The 18,729-nt window shown below is 62.9% G+C and carries 20 protein-coding genes; 5 read left to right on the top strand and 15 right to left on the bottom strand.

The genetic code is table 11. The features are described 5' to 3' along the window. Positions 1 to 116 precede the first annotated feature (116 nt). The 7 genes from rimI to ACR0IR_RS14155 form a co-directional block, all read right to left on the bottom strand. Positions 117 to 530 carry a ribosomal protein S18-alanine N-acetyltransferase gene (rimI, locus tag ACR0IR_RS14185; protein ID WP_170360164.1) on the bottom strand — a complete coding sequence of 138 codons (414 nt, stop codon included), beginning with the start codon at positions 528 to 530 and terminating at the stop codon, positions 117 to 119. After that, positions 527 to 1,117, bottom strand: a complete 591-nt coding sequence (gene tsaB / locus ACR0IR_RS14180; protein ID WP_170365356.1) for a tRNA (adenosine(37)-N6)-threonylcarbamoyltransferase complex dimerization subunit type 1 TsaB — start codon at positions 1,115 to 1,117, stop codon at positions 527 to 529. Before tsaB ends, rimI begins: the two co-directional genes overlap by 4 nt. Next, positions 1,107 to 1,670, bottom strand: coding sequence for a NifU family protein (locus ACR0IR_RS14175; RefSeq protein WP_093963451.1), 564 nt, complete (start codon positions 1,668 to 1,670; stop codon positions 1,107 to 1,109). The genes tsaB and ACR0IR_RS14175 overlap by 11 nt, the downstream gene beginning before the upstream one ends. A 68-nt stretch (positions 1,671 to 1,738) precedes the next feature. After that, a complete protein-coding gene (locus ACR0IR_RS14170; protein WP_170365354.1) occupies positions 1,739 to 2,332 on the bottom strand; it encodes a 2-hydroxychromene-2-carboxylate isomerase in 594 nt (197 codons plus the stop codon). Continuing rightward, positions 2,332 to 2,787: a universal stress protein gene (locus ACR0IR_RS14165; protein WP_170342153.1), complete on the bottom strand. Its 456-nt coding sequence runs from the start codon at positions 2,785 to 2,787 to the stop codon at positions 2,332 to 2,334. The genes ACR0IR_RS14170 and ACR0IR_RS14165 overlap by 1 nt, the downstream gene beginning before the upstream one ends. 75 nt (positions 2,788 to 2,862) lie before the next feature. Further along, positions 2,863 to 3,726 carry a branched-chain amino acid aminotransferase gene (locus ACR0IR_RS14160; RefSeq protein ID WP_170360171.1) on the bottom strand — a complete coding sequence of 288 codons (864 nt, stop codon included), beginning with the start codon at positions 3,724 to 3,726 and terminating at the stop codon, positions 2,863 to 2,865. 58 nt (positions 3,727 to 3,784) lie between these two features. Further along, the gene (locus ACR0IR_RS14155) at positions 3,785 to 4,246 is read right to left on the bottom strand and encodes an Lrp/AsnC family transcriptional regulator (protein ID WP_170360173.1); all 462 of its coding nucleotides are present in this window, start codon (positions 4,244 to 4,246) and stop codon (positions 3,785 to 3,787) included. 129 nt (positions 4,247 to 4,375) lie between these two features. Here ACR0IR_RS14155 and ACR0IR_RS14150 point away from each other — a divergent pair, with 129 nt between their 5' ends. Beyond that, entirely contained in the window at positions 4,376 to 5,425 is a 1,050-nt protein-coding gene (locus ACR0IR_RS14150) for a Glu/Leu/Phe/Val family dehydrogenase (protein WP_170365352.1), read from the top strand. A gap of 58 nt (positions 5,426 to 5,483) precedes the next feature. On the opposite strand, the gene trpS is transcribed toward ACR0IR_RS14150, so the two are convergent. Then, positions 5,484 to 6,512, bottom strand: a complete 1,029-nt coding sequence (gene trpS, locus ACR0IR_RS14145) for a tryptophan--tRNA ligase (RefSeq protein ID WP_170365350.1) — start codon at positions 6,510 to 6,512, stop codon at positions 5,484 to 5,486. Between the two features lie 86 nt (positions 6,513 to 6,598). Here trpS and ACR0IR_RS14140 point away from each other — a divergent pair, with 86 nt between their 5' ends. After that, positions 6,599 to 7,285 carry a rhomboid family intramembrane serine protease gene (locus tag ACR0IR_RS14140; protein ID WP_170365348.1) on the top strand — a complete coding sequence of 229 codons (687 nt, stop codon included), beginning with the start codon at positions 6,599 to 6,601 and terminating at the stop codon, positions 7,283 to 7,285. A gap of 5 nt (positions 7,286 to 7,290) precedes the next feature. On the opposite strand, the gene murJ is transcribed toward ACR0IR_RS14140, so the two are convergent. The 3 genes from murJ to ACR0IR_RS14125 are packed head-to-tail and all read right to left on the bottom strand — an operon-like array spanning position 7,291 to position 12,768. Continuing rightward, positions 7,291 to 8,832 carry a murein biosynthesis integral membrane protein MurJ gene (murJ, locus tag ACR0IR_RS14135; RefSeq protein WP_170365346.1) on the bottom strand — a complete coding sequence of 514 codons (1,542 nt, stop codon included), beginning with the start codon at positions 8,830 to 8,832 and terminating at the stop codon, positions 7,291 to 7,293. Continuing rightward, positions 8,829 to 11,648, bottom strand: a complete 2,820-nt coding sequence (locus ACR0IR_RS14130; protein WP_254441582.1) for a [protein-PII] uridylyltransferase — start codon at positions 11,646 to 11,648, stop codon at positions 8,829 to 8,831. Before ACR0IR_RS14130 ends, murJ begins: the two co-directional genes overlap by 4 nt. Further along, positions 11,608 to 12,768: a penicillin-binding protein activator gene (locus tag ACR0IR_RS14125; RefSeq protein WP_170365344.1), complete on the bottom strand. Its 1,161-nt coding sequence runs from the start codon at positions 12,766 to 12,768 to the stop codon at positions 11,608 to 11,610. The genes ACR0IR_RS14130 and ACR0IR_RS14125 overlap by 41 nt, the downstream gene beginning before the upstream one ends. Positions 12,769 to 12,856: 88 nt before the next feature. On the opposite strand from ACR0IR_RS14125, the gene rsmI reads away from it, so the two are divergent. The 3 genes from rsmI (at position 12,857) to gshB (ending at position 15,081) form a co-directional block, all read left to right on the top strand. After that, entirely contained in the window at positions 12,857 to 13,714 is an 858-nt protein-coding gene (gene rsmI / locus ACR0IR_RS14120) for a 16S rRNA (cytidine(1402)-2'-O)-methyltransferase (RefSeq protein WP_170360185.1), read from the top strand. A 1-nt stretch (position 13,715) separates the two neighbouring features. After that, positions 13,716 to 14,087: a YraN family protein gene (locus ACR0IR_RS14115; protein WP_170365342.1), complete on the top strand. Its 372-nt coding sequence runs from the start codon at positions 13,716 to 13,718 to the stop codon at positions 14,085 to 14,087. A gap of 61 nt (positions 14,088 to 14,148) precedes the next feature. After that, the gene (gshB, locus tag ACR0IR_RS14110) at positions 14,149 to 15,081 is read left to right on the top strand and encodes a glutathione synthase (RefSeq protein ID WP_170360189.1); all 933 of its coding nucleotides are present in this window, start codon (positions 14,149 to 14,151) and stop codon (positions 15,079 to 15,081) included. Here the strand turns inward: gshB and ACR0IR_RS14105 are convergent. The 4 genes from ACR0IR_RS14105 to cobU form a co-directional block, all read right to left on the bottom strand. After that, entirely contained in the window at positions 15,078 to 16,592 is a 1,515-nt protein-coding gene (locus ACR0IR_RS14105; protein WP_170365340.1) for a YifB family Mg chelatase-like AAA ATPase, read from the bottom strand. The genes gshB and ACR0IR_RS14105 overlap by 4 nt on opposite strands. 64 nt (positions 16,593 to 16,656) lie before the next feature. Next, the gene (locus tag ACR0IR_RS14100; protein WP_170365338.1) at positions 16,657 to 17,535 is read right to left on the bottom strand and encodes a glutathione S-transferase; all 879 of its coding nucleotides are present in this window, start codon (positions 17,533 to 17,535) and stop codon (positions 16,657 to 16,659) included. A gap of 58 nt (positions 17,536 to 17,593) precedes the next feature. Then, positions 17,594 to 18,172 (bottom strand): histidine phosphatase family protein, encoded by a 579-nt coding sequence (locus ACR0IR_RS14095; protein ID WP_170365337.1) that lies wholly within the window; start codon positions 18,170 to 18,172, stop codon positions 17,594 to 17,596. Continuing rightward, positions 18,169 to 18,690, bottom strand: a complete 522-nt coding sequence (gene cobU, locus ACR0IR_RS14090) for a bifunctional adenosylcobinamide kinase/adenosylcobinamide-phosphate guanylyltransferase (protein ID WP_170365335.1) — start codon at positions 18,688 to 18,690, stop codon at positions 18,169 to 18,171. Before cobU ends, ACR0IR_RS14095 begins: the two co-directional genes overlap by 4 nt. Positions 18,691 to 18,729: the final 39 nt, after the last annotated feature.

The raw sequence follows: 18,729 nt of genomic DNA, 5'->3' as shown, positions 1-18,729 counted from the left end.
TGCCCAGCCCCGCTCAGAGCGAGCAGAACTGCTGTGATAGCGGCAATTAAGGCCGTCTGAAACAGCCATGGTCAACCGCTTTTTGACCATTTGGTCTCAGAAATGCCCGGCTTTCGTCAGGGTAGCGCGCGCTCCATCAAGATTGCATCTACTTTGTCAGCCTTGCCGCGCCGGTAATATCCCGGCCGAAGACCGCAGCGCGCATAGCCGCAACTTTGGTAGAGTGCAATGGCGGCCGCGTTGTCCGATGCCACCTCAAGAAACGCCCGGCGCGCACCCAGATCGTGAGCCTTGTCATGCCAAGCCTGCATGCAGGCGCGGCCCAGACCCTGCCGCTGATGATCGGGATGCGTCGCGATGGTCAGCAGCTCGGCCTCGTCGCCGATGACCTGGATCAGGGCAAATGCTGTTTTGTTTCCAACGACATGGGTGAAGCGGCTGGCAAGCAGATCAGCGAATTCATCATTAGTCCAGGGGCGGGACTGGGTGAAAGCCGCGCCGTGGGTCTCGGCCATTTCCTGTGGGGTCATGGGTCCAGCAAAGGCGGCGGCGTATCGCGCGACGGGGCGGCGTCTGCGGCACGAACGTACAGTGGGGCAGGGGGACCTGACACAAGGTCAACACGTTCGGATGCAATCCGGGCGATGGCCCGGACGACTGCATTCGCATCGTCGCACAAAAACAGGGCGCCAAGTGATTCTGCCTGTTCCTGCGTCATCAGCTGCGGCGTCCCGTCGGGCGCTTGCACATAAACTTGGTCGCGGGGGGCGGGAATGGCTGGGATCCGCCCTTCGGGCGCCAAGGCCGCCAAGGCTTCAAGGCCCGAAACGCCGATTGCCGGCTTGTTCAATCCAAGCGCCAGCCCTCGGGCGGCAGAGACCGAGATGCGAATTCCGGTAAAGTTGCCCGGACCCGTCCCGACACCGATCGCGTCAATATCCGCCCAAGAAACCCCACCTTCTGCAATGACGTCTTGAAGCAGAGGCATCAGGCGTTCTGCCTGGCCGCGGCTCATGGTTTCGGCGCGGCTCACGACGATGTCTGGCCCGCGCAGCAAAGCGGCCGCGCAATGCGCGGCCGATGTGTCAAATGCCAGAATTGTCTGATCAGACGGCAACAGGGCGAACCTCGGTCACCTCGGGGATGTAATGGCGGAGCAGGTTCTCGATCCCCATTTTCAGGGTCAGCGTCGAGGACGGGCAGCCTGCGCAGGCCCCTTGCATATGCAGGTAGACGACGCCGCGGTCAAAGCCGTGGAAGGTGATGTCACCGCCGTCCTGCGCCACGGCGGGGCGTACGCGGCTGTCCAGCAATTCCTTGATCTGGTTGACGATTTCCGAGTCCTCACCCGAATGTTCAGCATGGCCGGACGCGGTTTCCACACCGGCCCCCATCACCGGCTGGCCGGACTGGTAGTGCTCCATCACGGCGCCCAGGATGGCGGGTTTGATGTGGTCCCACTGCACGCCGTCGTCTTTGGTGACGGTTACGAAATCATTGCCGAAGAAAACTCCGGTCACACCGCTGACCGCAAAGATGCGCTGCGCCAGCGGCGAGTTCTGCGCGGCTTCGGCGGTCGGGAAATCCGCTGTACCGGCCTCGAGCACGGTCTGACCGGGCAGGAATTTCAGCGTGGCCGGGTTGGGTGTGGATTCGGTCTGGATGAACATGGCGCGCTCCGTATCAGTTGGCTCTGATATGCGCGTCAGCGGCCGGGAAGTCAAGATTTGGAACGGTTCTAAATCGCTGCAGCCTGTCGGATGGCCATGTCCAGTCGGTCATCGCCCCAGTAAAGCTCCTCATCCACGACAAAACTGGGGGCGCCGAAGATCCCCAGCGATTTGGCGCGGGCAACCTGGTCAAACAGAGCACTCTTGATGTCAGAGTCTGCGGTTCGGTCGATCATGTCCTCGGGGAGGCCGGCGGCGGACAGGGCGCTGCGCAGGACTGGCTCTACCGAAATGTTCAGGCCTTGGCCAAACTGCGCGGCAAAAACGGCGCAGGAGAATGCAGCGCGCGCTTCACGTTGAGGGATGGCGAGCGCAAGGCGTGCGGCCTTCAGGCTGTTTTGCGGAAACTCGGCAGGTCGGGTCAGGGGCAGGCCATGCTGCCGGCAAAGCCGTTCCATGTCGCGCCACATGTACCGCCCCTTGGCCGGATAGATGTTGAACGGTGAGGTTTTCCACCCCTGCTCGGCAAAAATGGGACCCAGAAGGAATGGCTGCCAGTCCGCCTGGACGCCGCAGGCTGCCGCGTCCCGTTCGACCCGCATGGCGCTGAGGTAGGAATAGGTCGAGGCGAAATCGAACCAGAAGTGCAGAGTGGCGGGCATCAGGTGATCTCTTCGAGCTTCTCCTTGCTCAGGTCGCCCGGAACGATGGTGATCGGAATCGGCAAGCTGCCGGAATTCCGCGTCAACTGAGTGACCAGTGGACCGGGGCCCTTCTTGTCAGTACCTGCACCCAGAACAAGGACGCCGATTTCGGGATCCGAGCGCACATGCTCAATGATCTGCGGAACGGGTTCACCCTCGCGGATCGCCAGTTCAGGCTCGATCCCCTGCTTGTCGCGCATCCATTTGGCAAACACCTCGAAATGCGCATGGATACGTTCGCGGGCTTCTTCCCGCATCACTTCGGCCACGCCGATCCAGTGGTTGAACTCGTCCGGAGGAATGACCGAGAGGATGGTCACACCCCCGCCGGTATGCGCAGCACGCATCGCGGCGAAACGCATGGCGTTCAGGCACTCGCGGCTATCGTCAAGAACTACAAGGAACTTGCGCATGAATGTCCTCTTCGGTTTTCGGGATCATGCCCGAGCATTCGGTGTCTGGCAACTCGGGCCGCGACGGACCGTTGCTTATTGGTTGCTGGCCGCCCAGTCCCAGTAGAGCGCGCGCGTGCGGCGCGTGATAGGGCCAATCTGATATTGCGTGTCGTCCAGTGCGGTCACGGGCGTGACCTTGTTCATGTTGCCGGACATGAACACTTCGTCCGCGTCGTGGAAATCGTCGAAGGTCAGAACAGTTTCGTGAACCGTCACCCCGTCGCGACGCAGGTTGTCGATGTGCCGCGCGCGCGTGATGCCTGCAAGGAAGGTTCCGTTCGGTGCCGGAGTAAACACCTCTCCATCCTTGGCCATGAAGATGTTGGCCGTTGCGGTTTCTGCCACGTTGCCCATGGCGTCGGTCACCAATGCGTTTGAAAACCCCTTGGATCGCGCTTCCGCCAGCATTCGGGCGTTATTTGGATACAGGCACCCGGCCTTGGCGTTGACGACCGCGCTTTCCAGAACCGGGCGGCGGAAGCGGGTGGTCGTCAGAGTGACCGAGGCCGCCTCGGGTGCCATTGGGATCTCTTCGAGGCAGATGGCGAAACCTGTGCTGTCACCCTGCGGTACGATCGCGGTCGCGTCGCCGTCGATCCCCCAGTACATCGGGCGAATGTAGACGGCGGCCTCGGTCGGGTATGCTTCCAGACCTTCGCGGATCAGTTCGACCATTTGTTCGGTGGTCACGGTCGGAGTGAGCATCAGCGCCTCGGCCGAGCGGTTCACCCGGTCGCAATGCGCGGCCAGATCAGGGGTCATGCCATCAAATCGGCGGGCCCCGTCAAACACCGACGAACCCAACCAGGCCCCGTGGTCCGCAGCCCGCATGATCGGGGCATCGCCATCGTGCCATTTGCCATCGAAATAAGTGCGGATATTCTTGCCGACTGCCATTGTGCCCTCCGTCAATTCCGCCGAACCGTAGGAGCGCGCGCGCCCAAGGTCCAGCAGATTATCCGGCCGACGATGGTAACACGTCGCGCTTGACCATCGCGCGCAGGGCGAAGTTGGAGCGCAGGTTGCGGATGCCCGGAATCTGCATCAGCCGGTTTTCCAGAAACGCATCAAAGGCGGTCAGGTCACGCGCCACGACGCGCAGCAGGATGTCGCGCGAGCCTGTCATGAGGTAACACTCCATAACCTCATCGCAGCGCAGGATGGCGCGTTCGAAGGCGTCGATGGCGTGGCGGTCCTGTTTCTCCAGTTCGACCGACACGAAAATCGTGACGCCAAAGCCCAGCTTCTCAGGGTCGACCTGGGCCGAATATCCGGTGATCACCCCGTCGCGGCGCAGGCGGTCCAGCCGCCGCGCGCAGGGTGTGGGCGACAGGCCCACCTTTTCGGCCAGGTCCAGAACGGTCATGCGCCCGTCCTGCTGCAGCGCGCGCACGATTTTGCGGTCGATCTGATCCATGGCGAAAATCCCTAATATGATCGGATCAGATTACTATTATCTCCAAGATAGATAATTTGACCAGCATGTATTGGCGAAAATCGCTCGGTCGGATGTGGCAGAATCCATCTGTCTTTCCGGAGGAGCAAAATGGAAATAACCACGATTGACGCGCCAGATCACGAGCGTGTGGTCGAATTCAAAGACGCCGCCAGCGGGCTTTCGGGCTTTGTGGCGATCCACTCCACGCAATTGGGGCCTGCAGCGGGTGGCGTGCGGATGCGCACCTATGGCCACCCGTCCGAGGCGCTGGACGATGCGCTGCGCCTGTCGCGGGGCATGACCTACAAGAACGCCGCGGCCGATCTGCCGCTGGGCGGGGGCAAGGCCGTGATCATCGGCGACCCGAGCGCGGACAAGACGCCCCGGTTGCTGCAGGCCTTCGGCCGCGTGGTCCAAAGCCTCGGCGGCCAATACTGGACGGCCGAGGACATGGGGATGACCCCGGCCGACATGGCCCAGATCGGCACCGAAACCGAATATGTCGCCGGTCTGCCCGATGGCCCGTTCGCCAGCGGCGACCCGTCGCCCATCACCGCCCGCGGGATCTTCAACGCCATCCGCGTGACTGCGCGGCATCGGTTCGGGTCCGCGGACCTGAGCGGCAAGACCGTCTCGGTGCAGGGGCTGGGCCATGTGGGCGAACATCTGTGCGCGCTGCTGAATGATGCCGGGGCGAAACTGGTGATCACCGACATCGATACGGGCCAGACCGCCCGGTTGGCGGACCGGTTCGCGGCGCAGGCCGTCGCGCCCGATGCGATCTATGCGGCCGAGGCGGATATTTTCGCGCCCTGCGCGATCGGCGGCATTCTGAACGAAACCAGCATTCCGTTGCTGAAGGTCGGCGCGGTGGCCGGAGGGGCCAACAACCAGCTGGCGACTGATGCCGACGCGCAGCGCCTGCATGACCGCGGCATCATCTACGCCCCGGATTTCGTGGCTAATGGCGGCGGGATCGTGAACGTCGCGACCGAGATCCTGAAGATCAAGGACCGCGAAGCCTGGGTCGGTCAGCGGCTCGAGGCGCTGGAGCGGACGATGGACCGCATCCTGACCCGCGCCAAGGTCGATGGCGTCAGCCCCCATGCGGTGGCCGAATCCATCGTCGAGGAAAAACTGCACCCGCAAGCCGCCTGACCTGCAAAGAAAAACGCCGCCCCGGATAAGGGGCGGCGCTGCAGTTTTTGTCTGGTGCTCAGGCGCGGTCAGCGCCCACCATCCCCACGATCTCGTAGGTGCGGCTGAGGATCGGAGCCGCGATTTCCCGCGCCCGTTCCGCGCCACGGTCCAGGATCCTGTCGATCTCGGCCTGATCGCCCATTAGCCGCGCCATTTCGGTCGAGATCGGCGACAGCCTTGCGACCGCCAGATCGGCCAGCATCGGCTTGAAGTCACCGAACTGCTTGCCCCCGACCTCGGCCAGAACCTGCTCGACCGTCTGATCGCTGAGCGCGGCATAGATGTTGACCAGGTTGCGCGCCTCGGGGCGGCCTTCCAGCCCGTCCACCTCCGAGGGTAGGGCATCGGGGTCGGTCTTGGCCTTGCGGATCTTCTTGGCGATGGTGTCGGCATCGTCGGTCATGTTGATCCGGCTCATGTCGGACGGGTCCGACTTGGACATCTTCTTGGCCCCGTCGCGCAGGCTCATCACGCGCGTCGCCGCGCCCTCGATCACCGGCTCGGTGATCGGGAAGAAATCGACGCCATAGTCGTGGTTGAACTTGATGGCGATGTCGCGTGTCAGCTCGAGATGCTGTTTCTGATCGTCGCCCACCGGCACATGGGTCGCGTGATAGACCAGAATGTCGGCGGCCATCAGCGAGGGATAGGCGAACAGGCCCAGCGAGGCGTTCTGCTGGTTCTTGCCGGCCTTGTCCTTCCACTGGGTCATGCGCTGCATCCAGCCCATGCGCGCAACACAGTTGAAGATCCAGGCCATTTGCGCGTGCTCGGGCACCTGCGACTGGTTGAACAGGATCGACTGTTCCGGGTCGATGCCGGCAGCAATAAAGCCTGCGCACAGCTCGCGCGTGGAATGCGCCAGTTCCTTGGGGTCCTGCCAGACGGTGATCGCGTGAAGATCGACCATGCAGTACACGGTCTCCATCTCCGGCCCCTGCATATCCACAAAACGCTTGAGCGCACCAAGGTAGTTGCCAAGATGCAGGTTTCCCGAGGGCTGAATGCCGGAAAACACGCGCGGCGTGAACTTGGTCTCGGTCATGGAAGGGAACTCCCGTCTGGAAAAATAAGCCTCCGTCGCTTACCCATGAGGCAAAGGGACGTCAACAGCCGCGAAAGGCCCGCCCAATGAGCAGCGAGAATTACACACCCCCCGTGAACCCCCTGCCACCCGTGGTGGTGGCGCTGGTCTTGTTCATCATGGGGATCGAACTGGCCTTCACCCTTGGCACGCGCGGCCTGGTCGGCGGACCGGGCGCGGTGGGCTGGCGGCTGGAGGCGATTCAGCGCTATTCCTTCTCGGCCGACATCTTCGACTGGATGGTGATGAACGGGCGTTGGCCGGTCGAGCATGTGATCCGGTTCTTCACCTACCCCTTCGTGTCAGGCAGCTTTACCCAGGCGCTTTTTGTCTGCGTCTTCGTTTTGGCGATGGGCAAGATGGTGGGCGAGGTCTTTGGCGGTTTTGCGATGCTGGTGATCTTCGTGCTGTCCGGCGTGGGCGGAGCGCTGGCCTATGCGGTGCTGCTGGACCCGCGCTATCCGCTGGTCGGGGGCTTTCCGCCGGTATACGGCCTGATCGGCGCATTCACCTGGTTGCTGTGGCGCAGGCTGTCGCTGGTCGGAGAGAACCAGGCGCGGGCGTTCCAGTTGATCGCGGTGCTGATGGGCATTCAACTGCTGTTCGGGCTGATCTTCGGCGGAACCTCGGATTGGGTGGCCGACCTGGGTGGCTTCGCGACCGGATTCGGGTTGTCGTTTTTCGTGGCGCCGGGCGGATGGGCGCGGCTGGTGGGCCGTATCCGGCGGGATTGAGGCGGTCAGGACCTTCGCAGGGCGGACCGGAACTCGGACAGACGGAACGCGCCAAGCAGGTGGCCGAGAAGGAAGTAAGACAGTGCCGCGACCACGATCAGGCCCAGCAAGGCCAGATAGCGCCAGCCCGGAACCTCGAACGTCCAACCGAACAGCTGCATCGCCGCGATCAGCACCACACCCATTCCGATTGAGGCGGCCAATATCCTGGGTGCGCGGCGCTTGAACCGGTCGTCGAAACGGGCCTCCTCGCCCATGCGCCGGGCGCCCAGTGCCAACAGCGCCACCATGCCCCACCCGGCGGCCGAGGCCGCGATGGCCGGGGCGATCCAGCCGACGATCGGGTACAGCCCAAAGGCCAGCACGGCGTTGATGACCATCGCCACAACGGCATACCGGAAGGGCGAGCGGGTATCCTCGCGCGCGAAGAACAGCGGTTGCAGCAGTTTTTGCAGCATGAAGGCCGGCAGGCCGATGCCATAAACCGCCACGGCCAGCGCAGTGGCAGCCGTGTCTTCGGGGCTGAACTGTCCACGTTCGAACAGGACCGAGACCAGCGGCACCGGGATGAGCACGAAAGCCACGGTTGCCGGAATAGTCAGCAACAGGGTGAACTCTCCGGCGCGGGAAAAGGCGTTGCGCGCGCCATCGCCGTCCCCTGCGCGCAGGCGGCGCGACAGGTCGGGCAACAATACGATGCCCACGGCTATGCCGACCACGCCCAGCGGCAGCTGATACAGCCGGTCGGCGGCAAAGAGCCAGCTGATGGCCTTTTCGGTCTTTGACGCGACCAGCTGCCCAACAACGAGATTGACCTGCGTCACCCCCATGGCAAGTGCCGCCGGTACCGCGATCCGAACCATGTTGCTCATTTCAGGGCTGAGCTTCGGCCGGCCGAACCGGATGCGAATTCCCGCGCGTTCTGTGGCGACCCAAACCAGCGCCAGTTGAGCGACCCCGGCAATGGGTATGACGGCGATGAGCCAACGGATGACCTCGCCACCGGTTGCCGCGCCGACGATCAGTGCCGTGCAGGCGAAGATGTTCAGCAGGACCGGCGCCGCCGCCGCGGCGGCAAAGCGCCCTGTGGCATTGAGAACCCCGGAAAACAGCGCGGCCAGAGACATGAACAGGATGTAGGGAAAGACGACATATCCGTACCCGACCGCCAGATCGAAACGTTCGTCGCCATAAAACCCCTCAGCCGTCAGCCAGACTAGCCCCGGCATGAACACCATGGCCAGCCCGACCAGCGCCAGAACGGCCGCCGCCAGCAGGTTGAACGCATCCTGCGCAAACCCCTGCGCGTCTTCGCCCCCTTCCAGCCGTTTCGAGAACATCGGAACGAAGGCTGCGTTGAAAGCGCCCTCGGCGAAGAACCGGCGGAACATGTTGGGTAGGCGGAAGGCTGCGACGAAAGCATCCATGACCGGCCCCGGCCCGATATAGGCTGTCAGCAGGATTTCCCGCAGAAAGCCCAGAATACGGCTGGCAAGTGTCCAGAACCCAACCGTGAACAGGCCCGAGAACAGGCGGATCTGCTTCATGAGGCCGCCCGCTCGGCGCCTTCGGTGATCGCGGTGCGCAGCTTGGCTTCCAGCGTCCTCTGCTTGGCTTCCGAGTGGTATTTGAGCCCGAACATGTCTTTGACGTAGAACGTATCCACTACCTGCTCGCCATAGGTCGCGATCACGGCATTGGCGATATAGACATTGGCGGCGGCAAGGGTCCGGGCCAGATCGTAGAGCAGGCCCGGCCGGTCGCGGGTGTCGACTTCGATGATCGTGTAGATCTCGGACCCCTCATTGTCGAAGGTGATGTGCGTCGGGACGTTGAACGCCTTTTCCCGCTTCTTGATCTTGTCGCGGGACTTGAGCGCCTCGCGGGCCACCACCTCGCCCTTGAGGGTGCGGTGGATCATCTGGGTCAGGCGCGGCAGACGCGACAGCTCGAATGGATGGCCGTCAGCGTCCTGAATCCAGAACGCGTCAGTCACGTAGCCGTCCTTGGTGGTATAGCTGCGGGCATCGACTACGTTTGCGCCCACAAGTGCCAGTGCACCCGCAATCCGGGAAAAGATGCCGGGATGGTCGGCCATGGCAAAACAGGCCCGGGTCGCATCCCGGTCTTCGTCCGGGTGTAGCCGGATTTCCATCGCCGCCGGATCCGCGCTTTTTTCAAGGGCGCGCAGCATTTCGGCGAACTCGACATGGGTCGAGAGGTTGAGCCCCTGCCAATACGGATCGTAGTGCCGCCCGGTTTCCGTCTTGAGGTCGGCCTTGGACCAGGCTGACAACGCGTCACGCAGCGCTTTCTTGGCCTCGGCGCCGCGATTGGCACGGTTGAGGTCCTCCATGCCGGTTTCCAGCGCGCGCTTGGTTTCCGCGTGCAAGGCCCGTAGCAGGGTAGCCTTCCAGTTGTTCCAGGTGTTCGGCCCAACGCCGCGGATGTCGCAGACTGTCAGAACCGTCAGCAGATCCAGCCGTTTGACGGTCTGAACCGCCTTGGCAAAGTCGCGCACCGTGCGCGGGTCCGAGATGTCACGCTTCTGCGCCATGTCCGACATCAGCAGGTGATACCGCACCAGCCATTCGACGGTTTCGCAGTCTTTCTTGTTCAGCCCCAGCCGAGGCGCGACCGTCCGTGCGATCTTGGCCCCCAGGATCGAGTGATCCTCGGGGCGGCCCTTGGCGATGTCGTGCAACAGCAGAGCGACGTAAAGCACACGCCGGTTCACTCCACCCTCGAGGATCGACGAGGCCAGCGGCAGCGCTTCGACAAGTTCGCCCCGCTCGATCTGCGCCAGGTTGATGATGCACTGGATCGTGTGCTCGTCCACCGTGTAGCTGTGGTACATATTGAACTGCATCATCGCCACGATGGGCTCGAACTCGGGGATGAAGGCCGACAGAACGCCCAGCTCGTTCATGCGGCGCAGCGCGCGTTCGGGATTGCCGTGTTTCAACATCAGATCCAGAAAGATGCGCCTCGCCTCTTTGTCGTTGCGCATTTCGTCATCGATCAGGTGCAGGTTGGCCGTGACCAGCCGCATCGCATCGGGATGGATCAGCATACCCGTGCGCAGACCTTCTTCGAACAGACGCAGTAGATTCAGCTTGTCGGACAAAAAGCTTTTGGGGTCGGCCACATCCAGCCGGCCATGAACAACCCTATAGCCCTGCTTGACCCGTGGCTTGCGGCTGAAGATGCGTTCCAGCAACGGCGCGTTCTTCATATGTGCCGCTTCAAGCTTGGTCAGGAAGATCCGTGTCAACTCTCCAACCTTCGTGGCTTCTCGGAAATACCGCTGCATGAAGACTTCGACGGCCTGGCGGCCCGCTCGGTCTTCGTAACCCATGCGGTCGGCCACCTCGACCTGCAGATCAAAGGTCAGCTGTTCGGTTGCGCGCCGTGTCACCAGATGAAGATGCGAACGTACGGCCCAAAGGAAGTCTTCGGCCTGCACGAACGTGTTGAATTCGTCTTGGGTGAACAGCCCCAGTGGGACAAGTTCAGCCACGTCGTGAACGCCGTAGATGTATTTGGCGATCCAATACAGCGACTGCAGGTCACGAAGGCCGCCTTTGCCTTCTTTCACGTTCGGTTCGACCATGTAACGCTCGCCCTGCTTGTGGTGGCGTTCGTCGCGTTCATGCAGTTTGGCTTCGATGAATTCGCGCTCGGTTCCTTTGAACAGCTCGGATTTCAGCCGGCTTTCCAGCTCATCGGCCAGGTCCCGATCACCGGCCAGATAGCGCTGTTCCAGCATCGCTGTCCGGATCGTGAAATCCTCGTCTCCAAGACGCAGGCAATCACGGATCGTGCGCGAGGAATGCCCGACTTTCAGCCGTAGATCCCACAGGATGTACAGCATCGACTCGATCACGCTCTCGGCCCAGGCGGTGATCTTGTAGGGAGTCAGAAACAGCAGATCGACATCCGAAAACGGCGCCATCTCGCCGCGCCCATAGCCGCCCACGGCCAAAACCGCCATCTTCTCGCCCTGGGTCGGGTTGGCCAATGGATGCAGATGCTGTCCGGCCACAGTCATCGCGGCGCAGACCAGCCCATCGGTCAGATAGGTGTAGGATCGCGTCAAAGGCCGGGCGTCGAAGGGCCGGGCGGCGAATGCCTCTTCGATGGCCTGACGCCCGGATTTCTGAGCGTCCCGCAGGATCCGGACGGCCTCGTTTCGGGCTGCGGCCGTTTCCGGAATGTCTTTCAGGGCCTTCGACAGCAGCGCGTTGACCTTTTCGCCATCGAAGATTTCGCTGGCGTCGCAGATCATTGCGCCAGCCGGCGCGGGGATCGTCACAAGCTGATCAGAAACCGGCGCCAGAGAAGCTTTGCGGGGCAGGGTCAATCACAACTACCTGTTTGTTCTGGATCGTGGCCACGGCCAGACCTCGTTCATTCGTACCGTTCGGGCGCAGACGGAAAATACCGCCAACACCCTGGAACCCGGCATTCTGGGTCAGGGCCGCGGCGGAGAGGGCATTGGACTTCCCTTGGCTGGCCAGAGCGCCGATGGCGGCGATGCCGTCATAGGCCAGGCCGCTGATCGGATGCGGGGCCTCGCCATAGGTCGCGTTATAGCGTACGCGATAGGCCTGGGCCTTGGCAGGGTCAGGCAAGGCAAACCATCCGCCCTGCACGCCCGGCAGTTCCAGCGTCTGGGCCGGAATGTCCCAGCGTGTCAGGCCAATATATTGCACGGTTGCCGGTGAGACACCGGCCTCGGGCAGCAACTGGCTGAAAAGCGGCAGCGCGCCGGCGGTCGTGGCGGTCAAAAAGAGCGAATCCGCCCCCGTCGAGTCCACAGTTGCCTTGATCGCAGGAATGGCGTCGATCACGCCCTGCTGAGATCGATCAAAACCGACCACACCCGCATTCGCCACACGGCTGTTGCCAAGTGCGTTCGAGATTGCCGCCTGGCCCAATTGGCCTGCCGCATCGTTGCTGTGCACGATGACGGTGCTTTTCTTTCCCTGTTTGCCGGCGTAGCTGACAAGCCGGTTGGCCGTGTTGTCGAAGGTCGGGCCAAGGACAAACACGTTTCCGCCGGCAATGCTGGTATTGTTCGAGAAGGACAGAACGTTCACGTTCTTGCTCAGAACCGCAAGGCCGGCAGCATTTGCAGCCTGCGCGTAGACCGGCCCCAGAATGACCTTTGCGCCGTCGGCAACGGCCTGTTGTGCAACTGCGGCTGCCGTGTTCGGATTGCCGGCAGTGTCATAGACGCGAAGATCGATCTTGACGTTGTTCAGATCGGCCATGGCCAGCCGTGCAGCGTTCTCAAGGCTTTGCGCCAACGCGGCGTCGCCCGATTTGGGCACCAGCAGGGCAACGGGGATCGGCTCTGACGTGTCTATCGACGGTCCGCGCCCGGTGGCGCCGGGTTCGCAGGCGGCCAAAAATGCCGCCGTGGCCAGGCCGATGGCGAATTTCGCCAGTTTGCGAACGGGCTTGCAAACGGTAAACATCTAAATGAAAACTCCCTGATCCGGCGGCAAAGAACGCTGCTGTTCTATCACGCCGCGATAATAAACGTCACGCTGCGAGGGTCCAGCTTTGAATTTCCAAAAGGTAAGATTGGCTGGGGGGCTGTATTTTGTTGCCACTCCGATCGGAACGGCGCGCGACATTACGCTCAGGGCGCTGGACGTTCTGGCCTCGGCTGATGTGATCGCGGCGGAAGATACACGCAGCCTGCGCAGATTGATGGAGATTCACGGTGTACCCCTCGAAGGGCGGCGCATCCTGGCCTATCACGACCACAGCGGCACGGCTGCGCGTGAAAAACTGATTGCCGAACTGTCCCAAGGCAAGTCCGTGGCCTACGCGTCCGAGGCCGGCATGCCCCTGATCGCCGACCCGGGTTATGATCTGGGCAAGAAGGCGGCCGAGGCCGGGTTCAGCGTGACCTGCGCCCCTGGAGCGTCAGCCGTCGTTACGGCGCTGACCCTGGCAGGCTTGCCGACGGACGCCTTCTTTTTCGCCGGATTCCTGCCGAATGCGTCCGGCGCCCGCCGAACACGGATCGAGGCGTTGCGGGATGTTCCCGGGACGCTGGTGTTCTACGAATCTCCCAAGCGTTTGGGGGCGTGCCTGTCGGATCTGGCGCAGGTTCTGGGTGGCGAGCGTCAGGCCGCGGTCTGTCGTGAACTGACCAAGAAGTTCGAAGAAATCCGGCGGGCTAGCCTTGCAGAGCTGTCCGAACAGTATCGAGATGCCACCGTGAAGGGCGAGATCGTCTTGCTGGTGGACCGTGCCCATTCACAAGCCGTTAACGATTCGGATGTAGAAGAGGCGCTGCGACAGGCTCTGGAAACGCACTCGGTGCGGGATGCGGCGGATCTGGTGTCCAGGATGTATGATTTACCACGGCGGCCGATCTACCAGAAGGCCCTGAAGATAGGAAAGGGATGATATGGCGCGACGGTCGGTCCAGGGCTCGGTTTCCTATCACTCCGGGCAGGCGGCCGAGAACAGCGTCGCTGCCGATTACGAGAGCCGAGGGTTCAAGGTCTGTCACAGGCGTTGGCGCGGCGCGGGTGGCGAGATCGACCTGATCGTCCGGGATGCACAGGGCCTTGTGTTCGTCGAGGTCAAGAAAAGCCAAACCTTTGACAGCGCCGCCGCCCGGATCAGCAAGCGGCAGATCGACCGGATATGCGCCTCGGCGGCGCAGTATTTGGCGCAGGAACCGGGCGGGCAGCTGACCAATGTCCGGTTCGACGCGGCTCTGGTGGATGCAACGGGCGCAGTACAAATCGTCGAAAACGCCTTTGGTCAGGGCTGATCGCCATTGAACACCCGTCCCCGCTGGGCCATGTATCTGGCGTGACTACGAGGGACAAGCCATGAAAATCGCCTTTCAGATGGACCCGATCGGGGCCGTGGACATCAATGCAGACAGCTCGTTCCGGCTGGCCGAAGAAGCCCAGGCCCGTGGGCACCAACTGTTTTACTACGGACCCGATCAGCTGGCCTATCAAGAGGGGCGCATCACCGCCCGCGGTCACGACATGACGGTGCAGCGGGTTGCGGACCAGCCGGCGGTTCTGGGGCCTGAGCGCGAGGTTGATCTGGCGGATTTCGATGTCGTCTGGCTGCGGCAGGACCCGCCGTTCGACATGCACTATATCACGTCCACCCATCTGCTGGATCGGTTGCGTGGGCAGGCTCTTGTGGTGAATGATCCGTTCTGGGTGCGCAACTATCCGGAAAAACTGCTGGTTCTGGATTTTCCCGACCTGACTCCGCCCACCACGATCGCCCGCGATCTGCAGACGATCAAGGCGTTCAAGGAAAAGCACGGCGACATCATCCTCAAGCCGCTCTATGGCAATGGCGGGGCCGGCGTGTTCCGGCTGGATGCCGATGACCGCAACCTGACTTCGTTGCATGAGTTGTTCACCGGTTTCTCGCGCGAGCCGCTGATCGTTCAGAAATTCCTGCCGGATGTGCGCAACGGCGACAAGCGGGTGATCCTGGTCGATGGCGAACCGGTCGGCGCGATCAACCGCGTTCCGGCCGAGGGTGAGACCCGGTCGAACATGCATGTGGGTGGCCGTCCCGAAAAGATCGGGCTGACCGACCGCGATCTTGAGATCTGCGCGGCCATCGGTCCGCTGCTGAAGGAAAAGGGCCAGATCTTTGTAGGTATCGACGTTATCGGCGACTATCTGACCGAAATCAACGTGACCTCGCCCACCGGAATCCAGGAATTGGAGCGGTTCAACGGAACCAATATCGCCGAAAAGATCTGGCAGGCGATCGAGGCCAAGGTCTAGGCCGCAACCCGGGCGCTGATCCTATAGCTCAGCGCCTCGGCCACGTGGGGGCGACGCACATCGGGCGCGCCCTCCAGATCGGCAATGGTGCGGGCCACGCGCAGAATGCGGTGGTAGGCCCGTGCCGACAGGCCGAACCGCTCGGCCGCCTTGACCAGCAGGTCCTTGCCCTCGGCGTCAGGTGCGGCGACCTCTTCCAGCAGATTGCCCTCGATATCGGCGTTCTGGCGAATCCCGGGCGTGTCCTGAAAGCGCCGGGCCTGAACAACGCGCGCCTGTTGCACCCGCGCGGCGACGGTGGCCGAGCTGTCTCCGGATGGCGGCAGGTCGAGGTCGGTAAAGCCTACGGGCGGCACCTCGATCCGTAGATCGAACCGGTCCATCAACGGCCCCGATATGCGGCCCAGATAGTCCTCGCCGCAGATCGGCGCGCGCGAGCAGGCGCGGGACGGATCGCTGAGATATCCGCACTTGCAGGGGTTCGCCGCCGCCACCAGCATGAACCGGCAGGGGTATTTCACATGGGCGTTGGCGCGGGCGACCATGACCTCGCCGGTCTCGATTGGCTGGCGCAGGGTTTCCAGAACCGTTCGCGGAAACTCGGGGAATTCGTCCATGAACAGCACGCCGTTGTGGGCCAGGGAAATCTCGCCAGGTTTCGCGCCCTTTCCGCCGCCCACGATCGCCGCCATCGACGCCGTGTGATGCGGTTCGCGGAACGGGCGGGTCCGGCTGAGGCCGCCTTCGTCCAGCATGCCGCACAGCGATTGGATCATCGAGGTCTCGAGGGCCTCGGTGGGCGTCAACGGCGGCAATATGCCGGGCAGGCGGGCGGCGAGCATGGATTTGCCTGACCCCGGCGTGCCGATCATGATCATGTGGTGACGGCCGGCCGCTGCGATTTCCAGCGCGCGTTTTGCCCGTTCCTGCCCTTTGACGTCGCGCAGATCGCGGGTCGAGGGCTCCAACCTGACCTCGCCGGGCTGGGCGACCGGCAGGGGCGACTGGCCGGTGAAATGGCGCACGACGTCGGCCAGGGACGCGGCCCCGATCACCTGGGTCGCGTCGACCCAGGCCGCCTCGGCACCAGACGCGCGCGGACACAGCAGCGTGCGGCCCTCAGCCGCCGCGGTCATCGCGGCGGGCAGAGCGCCGGCCACGGGCACCAATGAGCCGTCCAGCGAAAGCTCGCCCAGAGCCATGGTGCCTTCCACGGCGTCGGCGGGCAGGATGTCGATGGCACAGAGCAGGGCCAGCGCGATCGGCAGGTCGAAATGGCTGCCTTCCTTGGGCAGGTCGGCGGGCGACAGGTTGATCGTGATGCGTTTGGAGGGCAGCGCAATGGCCATCGCGCCAAGCGCGCTGCGCACGCGTTCGCGGGCCTCGGACACGGCCTTGTCCGGCAGGCCGACGATCGAAAAGGCGGGCAGCCCGGGGGAAACGGCGCATTGCACCTCGACCGGGCGGGCCTCGACCCCCTGAAAGGCAACGGTATGAGCGCGGGCGACCATGGCGATCCTGTTCTTGGTTAACAGGACCTTGCTGCCATGGCGCCGGTTTAGGAATGGTTAACGGTCACACTGCCTGCCGGATCATTTGCGTGAATTTCGGCCATGCGCCGGGGTCGGCCACGGTTTTGTCGCGGCAGAAGGTGTTGCAGAAGCCCCATCGATTTCCATCCAGCTCTAGAAATGCGGTCACCGGCTTGCCGGAATAAGGGCAGAGGTCATTGACCGATGACGCCGCCTCAACTGCGCGGGCCGTCGAGGCTCCTCCGATCGGCCAGGGCTCGGCGTCGAGCGGCTGGTCATAGGGGAACGGGTCGTAGTCGACCGTCAGCCCCATCGCGCGCCATTGCCGAACCGCCGGGTCTGACAACAATTCCATGCAATAGTCGTGGTTCTGCACGGACACGGGCAGACCGTAGCCGATGATCCGGGCTGCGACCGGCGTATAGAACACATCGGCCAGGGAATAGCTGCCGAACAATGGGCCGGTCTCCGTGCCTGAGATTTTGCGCGCATGCGCCCACAGGGTCTCGATCCGGGTCAAATCGGCGCGGGTTTCGCCGGACGGCTCGAACCCTTTCCAGCGGTGTTTGAGTTGCATGGGGCAGGCCGACCGCAGCGCGTGGAACCCGGCGACCATCTCGGCACACAGCCAACGGGCGGTTGCGCGGGCGGCAGCGTCTTGCGGCCACAGCCCGGCATCGGGGTGGCGTTCGGCGAGCGTCTCGGCCATGGCGAGGCTTTCACCGACCACCGTGCCGTCGGGCAGGCGCAGCGCTGGGACCAGACGGGCCGGGGCCAGCGGCTGCATGTCCTGGGCCATCGTGCCCGAATACAGGCCAATCATGTGGGTCGTGTAGGGCAGGCCGAATTTTTCCAGCATCAGCCAGCCGCGCATGGACCAACTGGAAAACAGGCGGTCCCCGATGAAAAGGTCATAGGTCATGGCCCGAGGATGGCCGAACGCCCGATATCAGTAAAACGCTGAATTGTGCGCCCCGTGTTCACGGAAGATGATTGATCCGGCCGGCCGACCAGGTTTTGCCGTCAAAGGCCAGTTCGGTCACCGAGAGGTTGTCGATGCGATGGGCAAAGGTCTGTTGCGCATCCAGGTCAAGGGCGCGCTGTACCTGGGTCAGGATCACGCCGAAATGGGCCACGATGACCAGATCGGCGCCGGTATGCATACCGATCAACCTGTCGATCGCCGCGTCGACCCGCGCGCGGACCGCGTTCCAGCTTTCGCCGTTGGGCGGGCGCACGTCGCCGGGGCTGTCCCAATAGGCAAAGGCCAATTCGGGGTCTTCGGCCTCGATCTCGGCGAATGCGCGCATCTCCCACGTGCCGAAATGGATCTCGCGCAGGTCGGGATGGTGCGGCAGCCGACGGCGCGTGCCCTGAATGGCCGTGGCCGTGTCCGCGGCGCGCGACAGGTCCGACGAAATGACCAGCGCATCCTGCGGCAGGTGGTCATGCAGGCGCGCGAGGGCGGCGTGGTCGCTCAGGTCGGCGGGAATGTCGGACCAGCCCACCATTGTCTTGGCATGGGTCGGGCCATGGCGGACAAGATGCAACCGGGTCACGGCAACTGGCCTTTCAAAACCTGCGGCAGACCCGCGATGACCTGAACCACAAGGTCGGCTTGGGCGGCGAGGGCGATGTTCAACCGCCCCTGCGCCTCGCGGAATTTGCGGGCCAGCGCATTGTCGGGAACGATACCGTGCCCCACTTCGTTCGAGACGATAACGACCTGCGCGGGGCAGGTCCGTAGCGCGGCCAGAAGGGCGGCCTGTTCCTGTTCAAGATCGCTGTCGGCAAGCAAGTGATTGCTGAGCCACATCGTGGCGCAATCGATAAGACAGACCTGATCCCGGCTCAGCCCCGCCAGCGCCGGGCGCAGGTCCATCGGGGCTTCGATCGTGTACCAGCTGTCGCCTCTTTGATCCACATGGCGCCTGATTTTTAGGCGCATCTCATCATCAAACACTTGTGATGTTGCTAGATAGACGCGGGTTTTTCCTGTTGAAACAACGAGTTGCTCGGCAAATGCAGATTTTCCCGATGCCGCGCCACCCAGCACAAAGGTTAAATCGGGATGCATTTTTTACTACCTTTACAGTGATCCACCCGGTGCGCCCTT

The organism is Ruegeria sp. CF2, assembly GCF_056537385.1.
This window is presented reverse-complemented; position numbering and strand designations above follow the sequence as displayed.

Bases quoted from the DNA above. Each gene is read 5' to 3' on its own strand.
- rimI (WP_170360164.1), bottom strand. From the start codon at position 530: ATGACCCCACAGGAAATGGCCGAGACCCACGGCGCGGCTTTCACCCAG.
- ACR0IR_RS14175 (WP_093963451.1), bottom strand. From the start codon at position 1,670: ATGTTCATCCAGACCGAATCCACACCCAACCCGGCCACGCTGAAATTC.
- ACR0IR_RS14170 (WP_170365354.1), bottom strand. From the start codon at position 2,332: ATGCCCGCCACTCTGCACTTCTGGTTCGATTTCGCCTCGACCTATTCC.
- ACR0IR_RS14165 (WP_170342153.1), bottom strand. From the start codon at position 2,787: ATGCGCAAGTTCCTTGTAGTTCTTGACGATAGCCGCGAGTGCCTGAAC.
- ACR0IR_RS14160 (WP_170360171.1), bottom strand. From the start codon at position 3,726: ATGGCAGTCGGCAAGAATATCCGCACTTATTTCGATGGCAAATGGCAC.
- ACR0IR_RS14155 (WP_170360173.1), bottom strand. From the start codon at position 4,246: ATGGATCAGATCGACCGCAAAATCGTGCGCGCGCTGCAGCAGGACGGG.
- ACR0IR_RS14150 (WP_170365352.1), top strand. From the start codon at position 4,376: ATGGAAATAACCACGATTGACGCGCCAGATCACGAGCGTGTGGTCGAA.
- trpS (WP_170365350.1), bottom strand. From the start codon at position 6,512: ATGACCGAGACCAAGTTCACGCCGCGCGTGTTTTCCGGCATTCAGCCC.
- ACR0IR_RS14140 (WP_170365348.1), top strand. From the start codon at position 6,599: ATGAGCAGCGAGAATTACACACCCCCCGTGAACCCCCTGCCACCCGTG.
- murJ (WP_170365346.1), bottom strand. From the start codon at position 8,832: ATGAAGCAGATCCGCCTGTTCTCGGGCCTGTTCACGGTTGGGTTCTGG.
- ACR0IR_RS14125 (WP_170365344.1), bottom strand. From the start codon at position 12,768: ATGTTTACCGTTTGCAAGCCCGTTCGCAAACTGGCGAAATTCGCCATC.
- ACR0IR_RS14115 (WP_170365342.1), top strand. From the start codon at position 13,716: ATGGCGCGACGGTCGGTCCAGGGCTCGGTTTCCTATCACTCCGGGCAG.
- gshB (WP_170360189.1), top strand. From the start codon at position 14,149: ATGAAAATCGCCTTTCAGATGGACCCGATCGGGGCCGTGGACATCAAT.
- ACR0IR_RS14105 (WP_170365340.1), bottom strand. From the start codon at position 16,592: ATGGTCGCCCGCGCTCATACCGTTGCCTTTCAGGGGGTCGAGGCCCGC.
- ACR0IR_RS14100 (WP_170365338.1), bottom strand. From the start codon at position 17,535: ATGACCTATGACCTTTTCATCGGGGACCGCCTGTTTTCCAGTTGGTCC.
- cobU (WP_170365335.1), bottom strand. From the start codon at position 18,690: ATGCATCCCGATTTAACCTTTGTGCTGGGTGGCGCGGCATCGGGAAAA.